The sequence below is a fragment of the Chimaeribacter sp. YP20170169 genome (assembly GCF_056739715.1).
Genome location: NZ_CP176824.1, coordinates 3277926 through 3296054, shown reverse-complemented (window position 1 = coordinate 3296054; position 18129 = coordinate 3277926). Strand labels below are relative to the sequence as shown.

At 56.8% G+C, this 18129-nt stretch carries 16 protein-coding genes, 2 pseudogenes and 1 other annotated feature; of the genes and pseudogenes, 13 read left to right on the top strand and 5 right to left on the bottom strand.

Annotated elements, in window-relative coordinates:
* Nucleotides 1-490: 490 nt before the first annotated feature.
* Nucleotides 491-2409, top strand: a pseudogene (gene sltY, locus ACK3SD_RS15010) (murein transglycosylase).
* A 54-nt stretch (nucleotides 2410-2463) separates the two neighbouring features.
* The gene (gene trpR, locus ACK3SD_RS15005) at nucleotides 2464-2793 is read left to right on the top strand and encodes a trp operon repressor (protein WP_481126011.1); all 330 of its coding nucleotides are present in this window, start codon (nucleotides 2464-2466) and stop codon (nucleotides 2791-2793) included.
* On the opposite strand, the gene yjjX is transcribed toward trpR, so the two are convergent.
* Nucleotides 2794-3327: an inosine/xanthosine triphosphatase gene (gene yjjX, locus ACK3SD_RS15000; RefSeq protein ID WP_481126010.1), complete on the bottom strand. Its 534-nt coding sequence runs from the start codon at nucleotides 3325-3327 to the stop codon at nucleotides 2794-2796.
* A 51-nt stretch (nucleotides 3328-3378) separates the two neighbouring features.
* On the opposite strand from yjjX, the gene gpmB reads away from it, so the two are divergent.
* The gene (gene gpmB / locus ACK3SD_RS14995) at nucleotides 3379-4026 is read left to right on the top strand and encodes a 2,3-diphosphoglycerate-dependent phosphoglycerate mutase GpmB (RefSeq protein WP_137764354.1); all 648 of its coding nucleotides are present in this window, start codon (nucleotides 3379-3381) and stop codon (nucleotides 4024-4026) included.
* Here gpmB and robA read toward each other — a convergent pair.
* Nucleotides 4023-4889 (bottom strand): MDR efflux pump AcrAB transcriptional activator RobA, encoded by an 867-nt coding sequence (gene robA, locus ACK3SD_RS14990; RefSeq protein WP_481126009.1) that lies wholly within the window; start codon nucleotides 4887-4889, stop codon nucleotides 4023-4025. The two genes, gpmB and robA, sit on opposite strands and share 4 nt — an antisense overlap.
* 204 nt (nucleotides 4890-5093) lie before the next feature.
* Between robA and creA the strand changes: the two genes are divergently transcribed.
* Entirely contained in the window at nucleotides 5094-5570 is a 477-nt protein-coding gene (creA, locus tag ACK3SD_RS14985) for a protein CreA (RefSeq protein ID WP_481126008.1), read from the top strand.
* A 51-nt stretch (nucleotides 5571-5621) separates the two neighbouring features.
* Here creA and arcA read toward each other — a convergent pair whose 3' ends face one another.
* Nucleotides 5622-6338 carry a two-component system response regulator ArcA gene (gene arcA / locus ACK3SD_RS14980; RefSeq protein WP_137764351.1) on the bottom strand — a complete coding sequence of 239 codons (717 nt, stop codon included), beginning with the start codon at nucleotides 6336-6338 and terminating at the stop codon, nucleotides 5622-5624.
* Between the two features lie 102 nt (nucleotides 6339-6440).
* On the opposite strand from arcA, the pseudogene yjjY reads away from it, so the two are divergent.
* From yjjY to ACK3SD_RS14940, 8 genes and pseudogenes are all read left to right on the top strand, one after another.
* Nucleotides 6441-6578, top strand: a pseudogene (gene yjjY, locus ACK3SD_RS14975) (YjjY family protein); the annotation flags it as partial.
* A gap of 409 nt (nucleotides 6579-6987) precedes the next feature.
* Nucleotides 6988-7674 carry a tRNA/rRNA methyltransferase gene (locus tag ACK3SD_RS14970; protein WP_481126007.1) on the top strand — a complete coding sequence of 229 codons (687 nt, stop codon included), beginning with the start codon at nucleotides 6988-6990 and terminating at the stop codon, nucleotides 7672-7674.
* Nucleotides 7675-7890: 216 nt separating this feature from the next.
* Entirely contained in the window at nucleotides 7891-7959 is a 69-nt protein-coding gene (gene thrL / locus ACK3SD_RS14965) for a thr operon leader peptide (RefSeq protein WP_137765028.1), read from the top strand.
* Nucleotides 7898-8015, top strand: a sequence feature (Thr leader region). Its footprint overlaps the gene before it by 62 nt.
* Before the next feature lie 25 nt (nucleotides 8016-8040).
* Nucleotides 8041-10500, top strand: a complete 2460-nt coding sequence (thrA, locus tag ACK3SD_RS14960; RefSeq protein WP_481126006.1) for a bifunctional aspartate kinase/homoserine dehydrogenase I — start codon at nucleotides 8041-8043, stop codon at nucleotides 10498-10500.
* 1 nt (nucleotide 10501) lies between these two features.
* The gene (thrB, locus tag ACK3SD_RS14955) at nucleotides 10502-11431 is read left to right on the top strand and encodes a homoserine kinase (protein ID WP_481126005.1); all 930 of its coding nucleotides are present in this window, start codon (nucleotides 10502-10504) and stop codon (nucleotides 11429-11431) included.
* A gap of 3 nt (nucleotides 11432-11434) precedes the next feature.
* Nucleotides 11435-12724, top strand: coding sequence for a threonine synthase (thrC, locus tag ACK3SD_RS14950; RefSeq protein WP_137764347.1), 1290 nt, complete (start codon nucleotides 11435-11437; stop codon nucleotides 12722-12724).
* A gap of 199 nt (nucleotides 12725-12923) precedes the next feature.
* Nucleotides 12924-13862 (top strand): LysR family transcriptional regulator, encoded by a 939-nt coding sequence (locus ACK3SD_RS14945; protein WP_481126004.1) that lies wholly within the window; start codon nucleotides 12924-12926, stop codon nucleotides 13860-13862.
* Nucleotides 13863-14093: 231 nt separating this feature from the next.
* Complete coding sequence (locus tag ACK3SD_RS14940; protein WP_481126003.1) at nucleotides 14094-14426, top strand: phage holin family protein; 333 nt, start codon at nucleotides 14094-14096, stop codon at nucleotides 14424-14426.
* Between the two features lie 52 nt (nucleotides 14427-14478).
* Here the strand turns inward: ACK3SD_RS14940 and ACK3SD_RS14935 are convergent, their stop codons facing one another.
* Both ACK3SD_RS14935 and ACK3SD_RS14930 read right to left on the bottom strand, forming a co-directional pair.
* Nucleotides 14479-15024, bottom strand: coding sequence for a glycoside hydrolase family 108 protein (locus ACK3SD_RS14935; protein ID WP_481126002.1), 546 nt, complete (start codon nucleotides 15022-15024; stop codon nucleotides 14479-14481).
* 25 nt (nucleotides 15025-15049) lie between these two features.
* A complete protein-coding gene (locus ACK3SD_RS14930) occupies nucleotides 15050-15490 on the bottom strand; it encodes a winged helix-turn-helix domain-containing protein (protein ID WP_137764343.1) in 441 nt (146 codons plus the stop codon).
* A gap of 501 nt (nucleotides 15491-15991) precedes the next feature.
* Here ACK3SD_RS14930 and ACK3SD_RS14925 point away from each other — a divergent pair.
* Complete coding sequence (locus ACK3SD_RS14925) at nucleotides 15992-18103, top strand: glycoside hydrolase family 18 protein (protein ID WP_481126001.1); 2112 nt, start codon at nucleotides 15992-15994, stop codon at nucleotides 18101-18103.
* Nucleotides 18104-18129 lie beyond the last annotated feature (26 nt).

Genomic DNA, 18129 nt, shown 5'->3' with positions numbered 1-18129 from the left:
TCCTTCCCTTATGCGTGGAGTGGGCATCAGCGGGCGGGCGCCCTGCTGGAGAAGTGAGTATCGGCAGCGCGGCGGCAGACTGTAAATATTGCCGCGGTGAATTGAGACACCACGGCAGCAAATTGAGACGCCCTGTACGCCAGCCACCACTTCGCAGGGGGCTCTCCGCGGCGTGCGCAAAAGCGCGCTACACTTTCACCACCGTCTGGAGGGCGGCAGGGATTGATCTGCATTAAGGAGACAGGCGGTTTTTATCCCGTTGATGGCCCTCTGCTTTTACACTTCATGGCCGATAACCCTGTCTGCCGCCACGTGTAAATGTTGTGGTGTTAAAGCGCGTGACCTTCAATTCTTCCCCTGAATCGATTAGCGTGACAGTTAATTACGGCGGGGGAGATGCCCGCGCCAGACATGGCTCACATTCAATACCGGGTGGCGGTGGCCGCCCGTTTCCGGACACACAGCGAGGATAAACCCAAGTATGGTCAAGGTGGACAAATGGCGATTTCTGGCAGTGGGCGTCTGGCTGGCGCTGTGCGCGGGCAGCGCCCATGCCGACTCCCTCGAGGCGCAGCGCCAGCGTTACCAGCAGATTAAGCAGGCGTGGGACAGCAACCAGATGGACACGGTCGCCCAGCTGATGCCGACGCTGCGCGACTACCCGCTCTATCCCTATCTCGAGTACCGCCAGCTGACGCAGGATCTCGGCACCGCCACCTCCATGCAGGTGTCGGCCTTTATCAAGGCACACCCGACGCTGCCGCCGGCGCGCTCTCTGCCCTCGCGTTTCGTCAATGAGCTGGCGCGGCGGCAGGACTGGCGCGGCCTGCTGGCCTTCAGCCCGCAGCCGCCCAAACCGGTGGCGGCGCGCTGCAACTACTACTACGCCCGCTGGGCAACCGGCCAGCAGCAGGTGGCTTGGGACGGCGCAAAAGAGATCTGGCTGACCGGCCACTCACTGCCCACCACCTGCGACAAGTTGTTTACCGTCTGGCAGCAGGACGGCAACCTGTCGCCCATCACGCTGCTGGCGCGTATCAGGCTGGCGATGAAAGAGGGCAACAGTAATCTGGTCAACTTCCTGGCGAAGCAGTTGCCGGAGGATTACCAGACCATGGCGAACGCGCTGATGGCGCTGCAAAACAACCCGGACACCATCGAGAGTTTTGCCCGCACCGTCGGCCCCACTGACTTCACTCGTCAGGCGGTGACGCTCGCCTTTGAGCGGGTGGCGCGTGAAGACCCGGAGAACGCCCGCTCCATGCTGCCGGTGCTGGTGCGGCTGCAAAAGATGAGCGACAGCGAGCGGCTGGCGCTGGAGGAGTCGATCGCCTGGCGGCTGATGGGCAGTGACGCCACCTATGAGCAGGCCAAGTGGCGCGACAGCGTGATCCTGCGCGGCCACTCCACCGCCTTGCTGGAGCGCCGGGTGCGGATGGCGCTGGGCGCGGGCGACCGGCAGGGGTGTCGGTGTGGCTGGCGCGGCTGCCGGAGGAGGCGCAGCAGAAGGAGGAGTGGCGCTACTGGCGCGCCTCAGGGCTGATCGATCAGGGCCGCCGCAGCGAGGGTGAGGCGATTCTGCGCTCGCTGATGCAGATGCGCGGCTTCTACCCGATGGCGGCGGCGCAAAAGCTGAATGTGCCGTATCCGGTACGGGTGGAGCCTTCCGCCCAACCAGACAGCGACACCGCGGCGCTGCCAGGCATTGCCCGCGTGCGTGAGCTGATGTACTGGGGCATGGATAATCTGGCGCGCACCGAGTGGAGCTATCTGGTGGCGAGCCGCAACAAGACCGAACAGGGGCAATTGGCGCGCTACGCCTATGAGCAGAACTGGGCGGATCTGAGTGTGCAGGCAACCATCACCGGTAAGCTGTGGGACAATTTGCAGGAGCGCTTCCCGATGGCCTGGGCGCAGGAGTTCCGCACCCAGACGGAAGGGAAGGGAATCACCCCGAGCTACGCAATGGCGATTGCCCGTCAGGAGAGTGCCTGGAACCCGAAGGCCCAGTCGCCGGTCGGCGCTGCCGGGCTGATGCAGGTGATGCCGCGCACCGCCGAACACACGGTGAAGATGGGTAACATTCCTGGCTACTACAACAGCAGCCAGTTGCTTAATCCGCAGACCAATATCCTGATCGGCACCAGCTATTTGGAGTATGTCTACCAGATGTTTGGCCGTAATCGCATCCTCTCCAGTGCCGCCTACAACGCCGGGCCAGGGCGCGTCACGACCTGGTTGGAGAACAGCGGCGGGCGGGTGGATGCCATCGCCTTTGTTGAAAGTATTCCTTTCTCTGAAACGCGCGGTTATGTTAAAAATGTGTTGTCATACGATGCGTTCTATCGCCATTTCATGCATCGCCCGGCGAAACTGCTGACTGACGCGGAGTGGCAACGGCGTTATTGATTTTGGTGCGATTATGGTATGCTGCTGTACTAGTTACATAGTATGGCAGCGATTATGGCGCACTTATCCCTTAACGATCCGGCTCTTTCCCAACAAGGCAATGAAGACTGGCTGCGCTTTGTCGCGCTGCTGCAACAGGCGTTTGCCGAAGGCCGGCACTCGCAACTGTTGCAGCTGTTCCTGACGCCCGATGAGCGCACCGCGCTTGGCACCCGGCTGCGGATTATCGAGGAGCTGATGCGTGGCGAACTGAGCCAGCGTGAGCTAAAAGGCGAACTGGGGGTGGGCATCGCGACCATCACCCGTGGCTCCAACAGCCTGAAAAGTGCCACGCCGGAGCTGAAGGCATGGCTGACTGAGCAGCTGCTGGAGACGCCGCGCTAATCAGTGGGTGTGGGCGCGCGCCTGATACACCTCGTTGTGGAAGGGCGCCAGCGCCAGCACCAGCGCCTGATGGTAGACGCGGGTGCGGGTCAGTACCCCGGCGGTAAAGATGCCGATGGCGCCACCCTTGCGTTTCACATCGGCAATGCCGCTGAGTTTCGCCATCTCCTCCCCCAGTTCGTGACCCAGACGAATCTCCCGCAAGATCACCTCCGGCAACATCAGGCTGGCGGAACGCGACTCACCGCGCTGGTGCATGTCCTCGATCACCATCCAGGCAAAGGTCATGTCATCCTCAATCCCGGCCTCCACCCCGACCCAAAAGTCCGCCTCCGGGCGTAGTTGGCGGGCGTTGGTCACCCGGTGCCGGGCGCCACTGCGCGTTTCGTCGCTGCCCATCGGCTGGGCTGGCACGCCGCTCTCTACCTCAACGCCTTCGATGCGCACGCTCTCCGGGCCAAAAATGTCTTCAAATGCCAGTTTGATTGCGTCAATTTTTGCAGGATTGGTTGTTGCAGCGACCACGTGATACATAGGGATTCAGCGTCCTTTTGTCAATTTTAGGCAGTATAACGGAAAACACTCATGCTACAGGTATATCTTGTTCGCCACGGCGAAACCGAATGGAACGCCGCCCGCCGCATTCAGGGCCAGTCAGACAGCGCCCTGACCGCCAAGGGTGAGCAGCAGGCAAGGCAGGTGGCGCAGCGCGCACGCCATCTGGGCATTACCCACGTTATCACCAGCGATTTGGGGCGCACCCGACGCACCGCCGAGATTATCGCCGACGCCTGTGGCTGCCCGGTGGTGGTGGAGCCGCGCCTGCGCGAGCTGCATATGGGGGTGCTGGAGGAGCGCGCCATCGACAGCCTGACGGCGGAAGAGGAGCAGTGGCGCAAGCAGATGGTGGATGGCACGCCAGATGGCCGCATCCCGGAAGGGGAGAGCATGGCGGAGCTGGGAGAGCGGATGCAGGCGGCGCTTAATCACCTGCGCACCCTGCCGGCTGGCAGCGTGCCGCTGGTGGTCAGCCACGGCATCGCGCTGGGCTGTCTGTTAAGCACCATCATCGGCCTGCCGCCCTACGCGGAGCGCCGGCTGCGGCTGCGTAACTGCTCGCTGTCGCGGGTGGATTACCAGCAAAGCCCGTGGCTGGCCCCCGGCTGGATCGTGGAGAGCGCGGGCGACGTCTCACATCTGGATCTGCCCGCGCTGGATGAGTTGCAGCGCTAGCGGCGAATCGGGATCAGGTAGTCGCAGGCCATCTCTTTAATCGGGCGGACAGTGCGATCGCCCTTCGGGTAGAAGCGCTCGATGTCGTAGCCCTTGCGGCGGGTCAGCTTCAGCAGCGGCAGGCAGGTGCCGTAGAGCATCAGGATAAAGTCCTGGAAGCCGCTGATTGGCCCGTCGTAGCGGAAGAGCGCATACTCGCCGCCCTGAAGCGTTACCGGGTGGCCCTCCTGCACGCTCTCCGGCACATGCTCCGGTTGCAGCGCAGTGGTGTAGAACACCTCCTGCTCGTCATCCTTCTCCAGACTGGCGCGCGCATGGTGCAAGCCATACAGCACCGGCGGCAGCTGGGCGACCTGCCCCAGATACTGTCCCCAGAACTGCGAGCGCAACTGGGAGCGGAAGGTGGAGAGCTGCTCCAGCGTACAGGTGTAGCTCTGCGTCATCCCAACCAGGTGCTGCTCCGGCAGGGAGACAAACTCCGGCTGCGGCAGGGCGAGGTTATCCAGCCGAATCGGCGGGCAGATGCCGTAGGAGTGCCAATCTTCCGCCCGGCGATAGAGCGCCGGCGTCTGGGCAAACTGCTTCTTGAAGGCGCGCGTGAAGGTTTGCTGGGAGTCAAACCGGTACTGCAGGGCGATGTCGAGAATCGGACGGCTGGTCAAACGCAGGGCCACGGCGGCCTTGGAGAGGCGCCGGGCACGGATGTAAGCGCCGATCGCGTTCCCGGTGACATCCTTAAACATTCGTTGCAGGTGCCATTTGGAGTAACCGGCCTTGGCTGCCACGTTGTCGAGTGATAACGGCTGGTCCAGGTGGGTCTCCAACCAGCTAAGCAGATCGCGAATAATTCCGGCTTGATCCATAGATCGTCCTCGTTGAACTAAGATTGGCGCTAAGAATATGACGCCGCATAATAGCAATTTTTTCGGCCTAAAACTTCTGGAGATTTTTTTGTCCTCGCGTGCTATTGCTGGATATAAAAGCCATGAATCAGTCTTTTTTGTGATCTCGTTTGATTTGTATGAATGACGGCATGGCCATCACACAGTATGAAAGGGAGTAAATGAATGAAAACGAGTTGGATCCTAGGCGCCGCACTGCTGCTTGGCGCGGCAGGTACTGCACAGGCAGAGCAGGTGGGTGAGGTGGATACGGTCTTCAAACTGTTTGGCCCTGACCACAAAATTGTGGTGGAAGCCTTTGATGACCCGGACGTGCAGAATGTCACCTGCTATATCAGCCGGGCGAAGACCGGCGGCATCAAGGGCGGGCTGGGTCTGGCGGAGGACACCTCTGACGCGGCCATCTCCTGCCAGCAGGTGGGGCCTATCACGCTCAGCGACAAAGTGAAGCAGGGGAAGGAGAAGGGCGTGGTGGTATTCCAGAAGCGTACCTCACTGATCTTCAAGAAGTTGCAGGTGGTACGCTTCTATGATGAGAAGCGCAATGCGCTGATCTACCTGACCTACTCCGACAAGGTGGTGGACGGCTCGCCGAAAAACGCCCTGAGCGCGGTGCCGATCATCCCGTGGGGCGGCCGCTAAGGCATAAAAAAGCCGGCACATAGGCCGGCTTTTTATGACCATCGGGCAGTATTACTCTTCCAGATCGCCGCAGAAACGGTAACCTTCGCCGTGGATGGTGGCGATAATCTCTGGCGTGTCCGGCGTCGATTCGAAATGCTTGCGGATGCGGCGGATGGTGACGTCCACCGTGCGGTCGTGCGGCTTCAACTCACGGCCGGTCATCTTCTTCAGCAGTTCGCCACGCGTCTGGATTTTGCCGGGGTTCTCGCAGAAGTGCAGCATGGCGCGGAACTCGCTACGCGGCAGCTTGTACTGCTCGCCCTGCGGGCTGATCAGCGAACGGCTGTTGATGTCCAGTTCCCAACCGTTGAAGCGGTAGCTCTCCACCAGGCGGCGCTCTTCACCGGTGCTCGCCAGGTTCATGGTGCGGGAGAGTAGGTTGCGGGCGCGGATGGTCAGCTCACGCGGGTTGAACGGCTTGGTGATGTAGTCATCAGCACCAATCTCCAGACCGAGGATCTTATCCACTTCGTTATCACGGCCGGTCAGGAACATCAACGCGACGCTGGCTTGTTCACGCAGCTCGCGGGCCAGCAGCAGGCCATTTTTGCCGGGCAGGTTAATATCCATGATAACCAGGTTGATGTCGTTTTCGGACAGGATCTGGTGCATCTCCGCACCGTCATTGGCTTCATAGACCATATAGCCTTCGGCTTCAAAAATGGTCTTCAGCGTATTACGCGTTACTAGCTCGTCTTCGACGATTAGGATTTGCGGGGTCTGCATGGTTGCTACCTAAAATTGCCAACAAATAGAAAATAGGAGTACAAAAGTCTTTGTTCTCATGGAGCTGTAGGCGGGTGTTACCGTCAACTCACCTGCTACCCGACTAAAGTACGTAAACTCGTTCTTGATGCACTTTCCATCAACGTCAACAACATCGCTAGCCTGGTTGGGGAAGATACGCTAACAGCGCCAAGGGGACCAAAAGAGGCGCATATCCTAACCCCATTAACAGCAATATAACAGTGTGTATCGAATTTACCACCCAACAAAACTACGCTTTGTTGACATATATCAAGTTCAATTGTAGCACGTTAACAGATTAGTGATAAACACTTCCCAGAATGCCGCAGCAAGTCACACTTTTGTGCCTATTGTCGCGCTTGTGCGTCCGTTTTTTCGCGTAAACCAATATAATTTATGCATAAAAAAATGGAACTCATCCAGTTGATTTATAAATATTTCGGCACAACAAATAAACCAATGTAATATCTTCAGCAGGCATGAACTGAGAAAAGCTTATTTAAGTCATCATTTAATGATAATCGCAAACGGCTTTTATGTTAATACACTGTAAAATTGAACGCCTTTCCCTGAAGGAAATGACAAGGTAAAGTAGAGCCTGTATTCCCTTTTTTCTTTCAGGTACACCATGCAGTTTCATATTATTTTAGTTTCTCCCGCTCGCCCGGAAAATGTCGGCGCGGCTGCCCGTGCAATGAAAACCATGGGCTTTGGCTCCCTGCGTATTGTTGACAGCCAGGCGCACCGCCAGCCGGAAGCGGCCAGGGTGGCGCATGGCTCAACAGAGATCCTGGAAAATGCGCTCCACTTTCAAACGCTTGAGGAAGCGCTGGCTGACATCGACCTGACCATCGCCACCACCGCCCGCAGCCGCTCCCACTATCACTACTTCTGCACGCCGCAGGAGTTGCAGGGGCAGCTGGAGGAGAAGCAGCAGTGGATCCACCATGCCGCGCTGGTGTTTGGCCGCGAGGACTCCGGGCTGACCAATGAGGAGTTGGCGCTGGCCGACCTGCTGACCGGCGTGCCGATGCAGGCGGATTACCCCTCGCTCAACCTCGGGCAGGCGGTGATGGTTTACTGCTACCAGCTTTCGGCGCTCAACCAACTGTCGCAGAGCGTGATGCCTGAGGCGGCACCGGGCCAGCTCGCTGCGCTGCGTGAGCGGGTCACCCAGCTGCTGCCGCGCCTCGGCTGTGAGGACGACCGCAAAATGGTGGAGTGGCTGGCGCAGCGGCTGGGCAGTGTGTCGCAGCGTGACACCGCCATGCTGCACCGCCTGCTGCACGACATCGAAAAAAAATTAACGCCATAATCGCTGGGGATTCCACTGCCTGAAGGGCCATCCGTAGTGGAATCCTCTGTACGGTTCCCAGAGGGCTGGCAATCCGGTTGGCGCGTCCGGCTTTCATAGCGGGAACTGTTTTTGAACTCCCTTGGCCTTCTGCACCGCCTTTTTAGAAATAAATTGACTTGGAAGGGCGATTGCTTTAGCTAATAGGGGGACAGATAAATTTGACAGACAGACTCCATGCGACTCATCAGCCTGAACACCACAATTATTACCACCACCGCTACCACAGGTAACGGGGCGGGCTGACGCGTACAGGAAACACAAGAAAAAAGCCCGCACCTCACAGTGCGGGCTTTTTTTTCGGCATCAATTCAGGAGAAACCAGAAATGCGAGTGCTGAAATTTGGCGGGACCTCGGTAGCCAATGCGGAACGCTTCATGCGCGTGGCCGATATTATGGAAAGCAATGCACGTCAGGGACAGGTGGCGACCGTGCTCTCCGCACCGGCGAAGATCACCAACCACTTGGTGGCAATGATCGAAAAAACCGTCGCCGGTCAGGATATCCTGCCGAATATCAGCGACGCCGAGCGGATCTTCTCCGAGCTGCTCGAGGGGCTGGCGCAGGCGCAGCCGGGCTTTGATCTCGCGGGGGTGAAGGCGTTTGTTGAGCAGGAGCTGGGCCAGCTCAAGCAGAAGCTGCACGGCATCGCGTTGCTGGGCCAGTGCCCGGACAGCGTCAACGCTGGGATCATCTGTCTGGGTGAGAAGCTCTCAATCGCCATCATGGCGGCGCTGTTCACTGCCAAGGGCTACCCGGTCACCGTCATCAACCCGGTGGAGAAGCTGCTGGCACAGGGGCACTTCCTGGAGTCCACAGTGGACATTACCGAATCCACCCTGCGCATCGCCGCCGCCGAGATCCCGGCTGACCACATTATCCTGATGGCGGGCTTCACCGCTGGCAATGAGAAGGGCGAGCTGGTGGTGCTGGGGCGTAACGGCTCCGATTACTCTGCCGCCGTGCTGGCCGCCTGCCTGCGCGCTGACTGCTGCGAAATTTGGACTGACGTGGATGGCGTCTACACCTGCGACCCGCGTACCGTGCCGGACGCACGCCTGCTGAAATCGATGTCCTACCAGGAGGCGATGGAGCTCTCCTACTTTGGCGCGAAAGTGCTGCACCCGCGCACCATCGCGCCGATCGCCCAGTTCCAGATCCCCTGCCTGATCAAGAATACCGGCAACCCGCAGGCGCCGGGCACGCTGATTGGGCTGGAGAGCCGCGACGAGGCCAACCCGGTCAAGGGCATTACCAACCTCAATAACATGGCGATGTTCAACGTCTCCGGGCCGGGCATGAAGGGCATGGTCGGCATGGCGGCGCGGGTATTTGCCGTGATGTCGCGCGCCGGCATCTCGGTGGTGCTGATCACCCAATCCTCCTCCGAATACAGCATCAGCTTCTGCGTGCCGCAGAGCGATATGGCGCGCACCCGCAAAGCGCTGGAGGATGAGTTCTACCTCGAGCTGAAGGATGGCCTGCTGGAGCCGCTGGACGTGATGGAGCGGCTGGCGGTGATCTCGGTGGTCGGCGACGGTATGCGCACCCTGCGCGGCATCTCCGCCAAATTCTTCTCGGCGCTGGCGCGCGCCAACATCAATATCGTGGCGATCGCCCAAGGCTCCTCCGAGCGCTCCATCTCGGTGGTGGTCAACAACGATGACGCCACCACCGGCGTGCGCGTCAGCCACCAGATGCTGTTCAACACCGATCAGGTCATTGAGGTGTTTGTCATCGGCGTCGGCGGGGTCGGCGGTGCGCTGATCGAGCAGATCGCCCGCCAGCAGGCGTGGCTCAAGCAGAAGCACATCGACCTGCGGGTGTGTGGCATCGCCAACTCGCGCGCCATGCTGACCAACGTGCACGGCATCTCGCTGGAGAGCTGGCGCGACGAGCTGGGCGCGGCGCGTGAGCCATTCAACCTTGGCCGCCTGATCCGGCTGGTGAAGGAGTACCACCTGCTCAACCCGGTGATTGTCGACTGCACCTCCAGCCAGGTGGTCGCTGACCAGTATGCCGATTTCCTGGCGGATGGCTTCCACGTGGTGACGCCGAACAAAAAGGCCAACACCTCGTCGATGAACTACTACCACCAGCTGCGCAAGGCGGCGCAGGGTTCACGCCGCAAGTTCCTCTATGACACCAACGTGGGCGCGGGCCTGCCGGTGATTGAGAACTTGCAGAACCTGCTGAACGCTGGCGATGAGCTGACCCGCTTCTCCGGCATCCTCTCTGGCTCGCTCTCCTTTATCTTTGGCAAGCTGGATGAGGGGATGTCGCTCTCCGCCGCCACCCTACAAGCGAAGGAGATGGGCTACACCGAGCCAGATCCGCGTGACGACCTGTCGGGCATGGACGTGGCGCGCAAACTGCTGATTCTGGCACGTGAGGCGGGCTACACGCTGGAGCTGAACCAGATTGAGGTGGAGCCGGTGCTGCCAGCGCACTTTGACGCCAGCGGCGATGTCGCGGCGTTCCTCCAGCACCTGCCGGGGCTGGATGAGGAGTTTGCCCGCCGGGTGGCGCAGGCGCGTGATGCCGGCAAGGTGTTGCGCTATGTCGGTGCCATTGAGGAGGGGCGTTGCAAGGTGAAGATCGCGGCCGTTGATGGCAACGATCCTCTGTATAAAGTGAAGAATGGGGAGAACGCGCTGGCCTTCTACAGCCGTTACTACCAGCCGCTGCCACTGGTGCTGCGCGGCTACGGTGCCGGGAACGATGTGACCGCCGCCGGCGTCTTTGCAGATCTTTTACGCACACTGTCATGGAAGTTGGGGGTTTAATATGGTTAAGGTGTATGCACCGGCGTCAATCGGCAATGTCAGCGTGGGCTTTGATGTCCTGGGCGCCGCCGTGTCGCCGGTTGACGGCACCCTGCTGGGCGACTGCGTCAGCGTTGAGGCGGCTGCCACATTCAGTCTGCGTAATGAGGGGCGTTTCGTCAGCAAGCTGCCGGCCGACCCGCAAGAGAACATCGTCTACCAGTGCTGGCAGCGCTTTTGCCAGGAGATTGGCCGCGAAGTGCCGGTGGCGATGACGCTCGAGAAGAATATGCCCATCGGCTCCGGGCTGGGTTCCAGCGCCTGTTCGGTGGTCGCCGGTCTGATGGCGATGAATGAGTTCTGTGACCGCCCGCTCGACCAGAACCGCCTGCTCTCCCTAATGGGGGAGCTGGAGGGGCGCATCTCCGGCAGCGTGCACTACGACAATGTCGCCCCCTGCTACCTGGGCGGGCTGCAATTGATGCTGGAGGTGGAGGACACCATCAGCCAGCCAGTGCCCTGCTTCGATGACTGGTTCTGGGTGATGGCCTATCCCGGCATCAAAGTCTCCACCGCCGAGGCACGCGCCATCCTGCCTGCCCAGTACCGCCGCCAGGACTGCATCAGCCACGGCCGCTATCTGGCGGGCTTCATCCACGCCTGCCACACCCGCCAGCCGCTGCTGGCCGCCAAACTGATGCAGGATGTGATCGCTGAACCCTACCGCACCCGCCTGCTGCCGGGCTTTGCCGAGGCGCGCAAGGCGGCCAGCGAGATTGGCGCGCTGGCCTGCGGCATCTCCGGCTCCGGCCCGACGCTGTTTGCCGTCTGTGATGACGCGGCGACCGCGCAGCGCATGGCCGCATGGTTAGAGCAGCACTACCTGCAAAATGATGAAGGTTTTGTTCATATATGCCGTCTGGATACTGCCGGCGCACGACAATTAGGATAAGCCATGAAACTCTACAACCTGAAGGATCACAACGAACAAGTCAGTTTCGCCCAGGCGGTGAAGCAGGGGCTAGGCAAACAGCAGGGGCTGTTCTTCCCGCTGGAACTGCCGGAGTTCGAACTGACCGAGATTGATCGCCTGCTGGAGCAGGACTTTGTGACCCGCAGCACCCGCATCCTCTCCGCCTATATCGGCGAAGAGATCCCGACCGAGGTACTGCGCGAGCGCGTGGCCGCCGCTTTTACCTTCCCGGCGCCGCTGGCGCAGGTGGAACCGGATGTCGCGGCGCTGGAGCTGTTCCACGGCCCAACGCTGGCGTTCAAAGATTTCGGCGGCCGCTTTATGGCGCAGATGCTAGCGGAATTCTCCGGCAACCAGCCGGTGACCATCCTGACCGCCACCTCCGGTGACACCGGCGCGGCGGTGGCCCACGCCTTCTACGGCATGGAGAACGTACGGGTGGTGATCCTCTACCCAGAGGGCAAGATCAGCCCGTTGCAGGAGAAGCTGTTCTGCACCCTGGGCGGCAACATCCACACCGTGGCCGTTGACGGCGACTTTGACGCTTGCCAGGCGCTGGTCAAGCAGGCCTTTGACGATGAGGAGCTGAAACAGCGGCTGGGGCTGAACTCTGCCAACTCCATCAACATCAGCCGCCTGCTGGCGCAAATCTGCTACTACTTCGAAGCGGTGGCGCAACTGCCGCAAGAGGCGCGCAACCAGCTGGTGGTTTCGGTGCCGAGTGGCAACTTCGGCGACCTTACCGCCGGCCTGCTGGCTAAGTCGCTCGGCCTGCCGGTGAAACGCTTCATCGCTGCCACCAACGCCAACGACACGGTGCCGCGTTTCCTGCAACAGGGCGCATGGCAGCCGCAAACCACGGTCGCCACGCTGGCGAACGCGATGGATGTCAGCCAGCCGAACAACTGGCCGCGCGTGGAGGAGCTGTTCCGCCGTAAAACCTGGCAATTGAAGGAGTTGGGCTACGGCGCGGTCAACGACGAGGTTACCCGCGACACCATGCGCGAGCTGGATGAGAAGGGCTACCTGTCAGAGCCGCACGCGGCCATTGCCTATCGCTTATTACGCGACCAGTTGCAGCCGGGTGAATTTGGCCTGTTCCTGGGAACTGCCCATCCGGCGAAATTCAAAGAGAGTGTGGAAGAGATCCTTGGACGGGCGATTGATTTGCCAGAAGCATTGGCTGCCCGCGCCGAACAGGCATTATTGTCACATTCCCTGCCAGCTGACTACCTGAAAATAAGAGAATTTTTACTGAATATTCCTGCCTAAAATTCGACAGTCCCGTTTTCAGATAAAGGCCATTTTATAATGGCCTTTTTTTATACATATAGATTCTCCAACCATTTCACCTGTAGCAAACTTCTCAGTTTTAAATCTTTTTAGGTGAGTTAGGCTAAGTTATTTTACCCCGAGAAGTATGAAGCGATATCTAAAGTGATACCGTGCCTAAAACTCTCAAGAGGCAGCAATGAAAGAAAGGCGTCCCCCCTTATTCGACTACAACCTCATCCGAATTATGGATGAGGTCATTGCCGCAGGGAGCGCGTCTAAAGCAGCAAAACGTTTGAACCTCTCCACTTCCGCCGTCAGCCTTTCACTCAGCCGGCTGCAACGCCATTTTGGTCAGGAGCTGTTCATTCGTACCGGCACCGGACTTAAACCGACACCTTCCGCCCTGGAAATTAATCGTTCATTCAGACAAGCAATTGATATCGTAGATAATGTAATAGATTTGTACCAAAAGGAGGAGAGTCATTTAGAGTTTTTTAGAATATCTGGATCAGATTTTATCGAGTCATTTTATATTTCTCAGCTTGTTGAGCAAGGCTATTTAGAGATAAATAGCATCGTTTTTTATACGCTGACCAACCAGGATGAGTTCGAATTAACGGATAGCCTCTTGCAAAATAAGTGTGAGCTGGCAATGACGTTCTTCCCGCTGATGCATGAGTCAGTCATCACCGAAAAAATAGGGAGTCTGCAAAAATTCGTTGCCGTCTGCCGGGCAGACCATTTATTGGCGTCCGGCGGAGCAATGACCTTGGCAAACTATTACTCACTGCCACATGCCGGATTAAATGGCGAAGTGTCAGACATGGATACGACGTTGTTAGGCAGCTTAATGCATATTAACCATGAGTTCCGGGGAAAGCGTAAGGTTACTTATCGGTCCAACAGTTTTAACGGCATCATCAATGCGATTGAAAAAAGCGACATGATTGCCATTTTGCCTGAAAGCATTGCCACTTTCTTGATAGATAAAGAGAGGCGAAAGTTGGCCTGGCTCACGTTGCCGCCTGAACTGGAACCCTATCCGGTTAATGTTTACGCCAACTATTATATTAATTCAGCTTATCGTTCTTCCATTGCCGCGTTGATCTCTCAATTCAAAAGTATTAAAAGCTAATTTTACCCGTCCTTTATCATCCTCTTTTATCCCTCTGTGTAAATATCATCAAAGAAAAGATGATGTGATAAATCGCATGCCTCACGTAATAACAATAAAAGAGATCTATTTTGTGGTAAGGCTCACGCAACAAAAAAGAGATGTCGTGATTTGCAAGGCGAGGGGTGGCTCATTACCATAGGCCTCAGTCGAAAGTTAACGTTTTTATTCTTCCTATATGAGGGTTCTACCATGACCGTAACTACCGTGGAAAATTTTGCCTTTATGGAATTCGAACTGTTCCTGACCATCATCGTGATGGCAACCTGGGGCGGGGTAATCCGGATTTTGTTGCAGCCCGGCAAGCTGCCAAAAAAGAATCGCATCAGCAACTGTATTATGCAGGTGTGCATCTCCTGCTTTACCGGATTTATCCTCAGCGTGCTGGGGATTGAACGCGGGTTAAGCTCCCATATGGTTATTATGGTGGCGGGCCTTGGTGGCGTATTTTCAGGAACGCTGTTGACTGCCCTGGGCGAACGGATAAGCAGTATCGTCCAGGGACACACATTACTCACTAAATAAAGCATAGTGACAAAGTCAAAAAAGGAGAACGCGAGTTCTCCTTTTTTTTGTGTCATATTAGTGTTACTCGATGATCTATCCACCCATAAATAAACGACTCATTCTGCTCCCGCTTTTCAGCCAGTTCCAGATAGTAGTGTCCTTGTGAACAATTTAATGAACGTGTTAATACATTCTCACCGTGTGGCTGTCGTTTTTTTAGAAAAGATTCCAGTGAAGATAACGTTTTGCTCCCAATTATCCCGTCCACTACAATATCTGGATAATACTTCTGTTGATTATTGTACGCATTCAACCACCGCTGTAGCCAGCGTATGGGTAATCCCGTCCCAATATTGGTACCGGCATCGCACATCTCCAGTGCGAGGAGAGGCGCCAGATCATGCACCTTGTCAAACCCTGGTGAACGCCAGTAGTCATCCTCTAGGATACGGTAGGCCTCCTCTTTGGAAAGATCTTTCATTTCACCCACATAGCCATGCTTGCGGGCCACCTTTTCGGTAATTCCCCAGCAGGTTTCGCCCCCCAGGTCATTGGCATGGTTGACGTATGCCCCCTCTTTTTCAAGGATGCTGTTAATCACGGGATTCGTAAACATGAGGATACCCCTTGTTTATTGGCTGCTAATAAAGAAAGAACAGCGTACCGATAGCCAGTAAGAACAGAATCAGCGCGCCGCCGGTTAAATAAAGCCCCTTGCGCGGATAGACCATCTCTGGTGCCTTCTCTATTTTCTCAATCTGTACGGTATCATTTACCCGAATGCCGGAGCGTGGAACGGTAATAAAGAAGTCATCCAGGCCCAGCGTCTTGAGATCCTTACGAATCAGATAGAGGGTTTGGGTCAGGCTGGCGTCGCTGGCAAATTGGCTACGTTTGCCCCAGAGCGCCTGTGACAGCGATGATTTCTCAATAACATCTTCATCGGCATGTTCAATGATATAGCTCAGGCAGCGGGCACGCATTGACGTGAGTTTAATAATGACATCACTGTCCACTAATTTCAGCTCTTTAGCATTTTCATTGAAGATGCACATCTTATTTAACAGGTAATTGCTCATCATATTAAGCTCTCTTATGAGTTAAGTTCATTACAGGAACGGGTGGACTTTTAAAAGCGTAATTCCGTTTGGGCAATAATCTAGTTCCGAGAGAGATAAAACTTTGTCGTTTATTTTATTTTGCGAGCCTGTTCAATAAAACCGGACCTTTTTTATCTTAACTCAAAACCCTTTTGAGTTTTACTCAAATTATATTTTTTGGCTGTCAAATCTTGAAATAATTAACAACGATGTGGTAAATCAATATGTCGATCTAAGGTCAGGAAAATTAATGTTTCGGATGCTTTCGGCTGCTAAATGATGATGAGAAAATTTAACGGGCAATGAGTAGAGAGGCTTTTTTTTAAGAGGATACTTCGGCACTGCTTTATTATCGGAATGAGTGATTAGCATCAAAATAAATGTGATGGGGTGTGATTTGTGTTTGTGGGGCGATAACGCAAAGATTGATTCCGGCAGCGCAATGCTGCGCGATTAATCTCAACACCACATAAGGTAAATAAAATGGCAACAAGTAAACTTGTGAAAGACGATTCATTGACCACGCAATCCTATCAGGCGGATGGTTTTGATCCGGCAAAGGAAACGGTCAAGTACAGCACCACCTCCGCACGAGTAATTAAACCCGTTTACAACAAATATAACACTGCTAATAAGCCCAAAGTGTTTGGCTATTACACTGACTGGTCACAATACGATGGCCGTTTACAGGGTGGGGTAGGTACGCCAGAGACGCGCGGTCGTGGTTATGATTTAGCAAATGTCTCCCCGACGGCCTATGACAAAATTATTTTAGGTTTTGTTGGAATTGTTGGCGACCAGGGTGAAAAGAAACAGACAATTGAGAATGCGGCCAGCCAACTCAATAAAAAAGAGCATGAAGCCACCTTCCTGGATCCGTGGGGCGATTTCGCCTCCTCCACCAACTGTGGGCTGGATAATCCGGGTTGGGTTGAGTTGTCAATTTCCACCCTGACCCAAGCCAACACCAAAGGGGTGATTGGCGGCCTGCGCGATCTGCAAAAGAAAGCCAAGGCACAGGGCCATAACCTGGCGCTCTCCCTGAGCATCGGCGGCTGGACGTTGAGTAACGGTTTCCACAATATGTCGAAAACCGCCAACGGGCGCAGCGTCTTCGCCAAGAGCGTCGCCAACATCTTCAAACGCTTCCCGATGTTCAGTGAAGTGGATATTGACTGGGAGTACCCCAACAATATCGGTAACAACAACCCGCATGGCCCAGAGGATGGCCCGAACTACGCGCTGCTGATCGCCGAACTGAAGAAGGAGCTGACCGCCATCAACCGCGCCGATGTCAAAATCAGTATCGCCAGTTCGGCGGTGGTGAGCGTGCTCGGCCACTCCAACGTCAAAGCATTGATGAACGCGGGCCTCTACTCCATCAACGTTATGACCTATGACTTCTTCGGCACGCCGTGGGCAGAAACATTGACCCACCACACCAACCTGCATGCGCTGGAAAGCGGTGCGCTGGGTGTCGACACCATCGTTGACTACCTGATCGCTGAGGGCTTCCCGAGAGACCGCATCAACGTCGGTTACGCGGCCTATACCCGCAACGGCCAGAACACGCAGATCGACAGCTTCTCGCCGCTGAAGGGGAGCTACAAACCAGAAGAGGGCAAAACCACAGTCGGGACCTTTGAGAGCGGCACCACCGAATGGTACGACCTGGTCTACAACTATCTCGACCTGGAGAACCAGCGTGGCCGCAACGGCTTTGATGTCTATACCGATCAGGTAGCCAACGCTGATTACCTCTATAACAAGGACACCAAGGTGTTTATGTCCTGTGATACCCCGCGCTCGGTGAAAGCGAAGGGTGAGTATGTGGCCTCGAAAGGGCTGGGTGCGCTCTTCACCTGGACCATCGACCAGGACAATGGCGTGCTGGTCAATGCGGCCCGCGAAGGGCTGGGTTGCCCGATCGTCAATAAAGTGATTGATATGTCCCCGTTCTACTTTGAGGGGGTGAACGTCAGCGGCTCCGTGCCAGACGAGCCTGCGCAAGAGGAAGAGAGCAGCGCCGCCAACCGCGCGCCAGTGGCCGCCATTGAGTTGCAGGTGGTCGGTGGCTCACGGGTACGGCTGAGCGGGGCCGGTTCGAAAGACCCAGACGATGACGCCATCAGCTACCAGTGGACCGTGCCGGCGGCGATTGCCGTGGCAGACAAAAGCGCGGCCGTGCTGGAGTTCACCGTGCCAGAGGTGGTGGAAAAGGCGAGCTTTACCTTCTCATTGATCGTGAAGGACAGCCATGACCAATCCTCCACCCAGCAGAACTATGTGCTGACGGTGATCTCCGCGCCGCAGGAGCAGGAGGAGGCGCCGACCCCGACCCCGACCCCAACGCCGACCCCAACGCCGACCCCAACGCCGACCCCAACGCCGACCCCAACCCCGACCCCAACGCCGGAGCCTTCAGGCAAGACGCCTTATGCGTTGTGGGATGAAGAGGAAGTGTACACCGGTGGCGAAACCGTCAGTTGGAAAGGCACCAACTACAAGGCCGCCTGGTGGACGATGGGCGACGAACCCGGCAGTGAGCAGGGCACCGGTTCCGGCCGCCCGTGGGTGGTGCAGGGCACCTATTGATTGCGAGGAAGTTAACCATGCCGGGC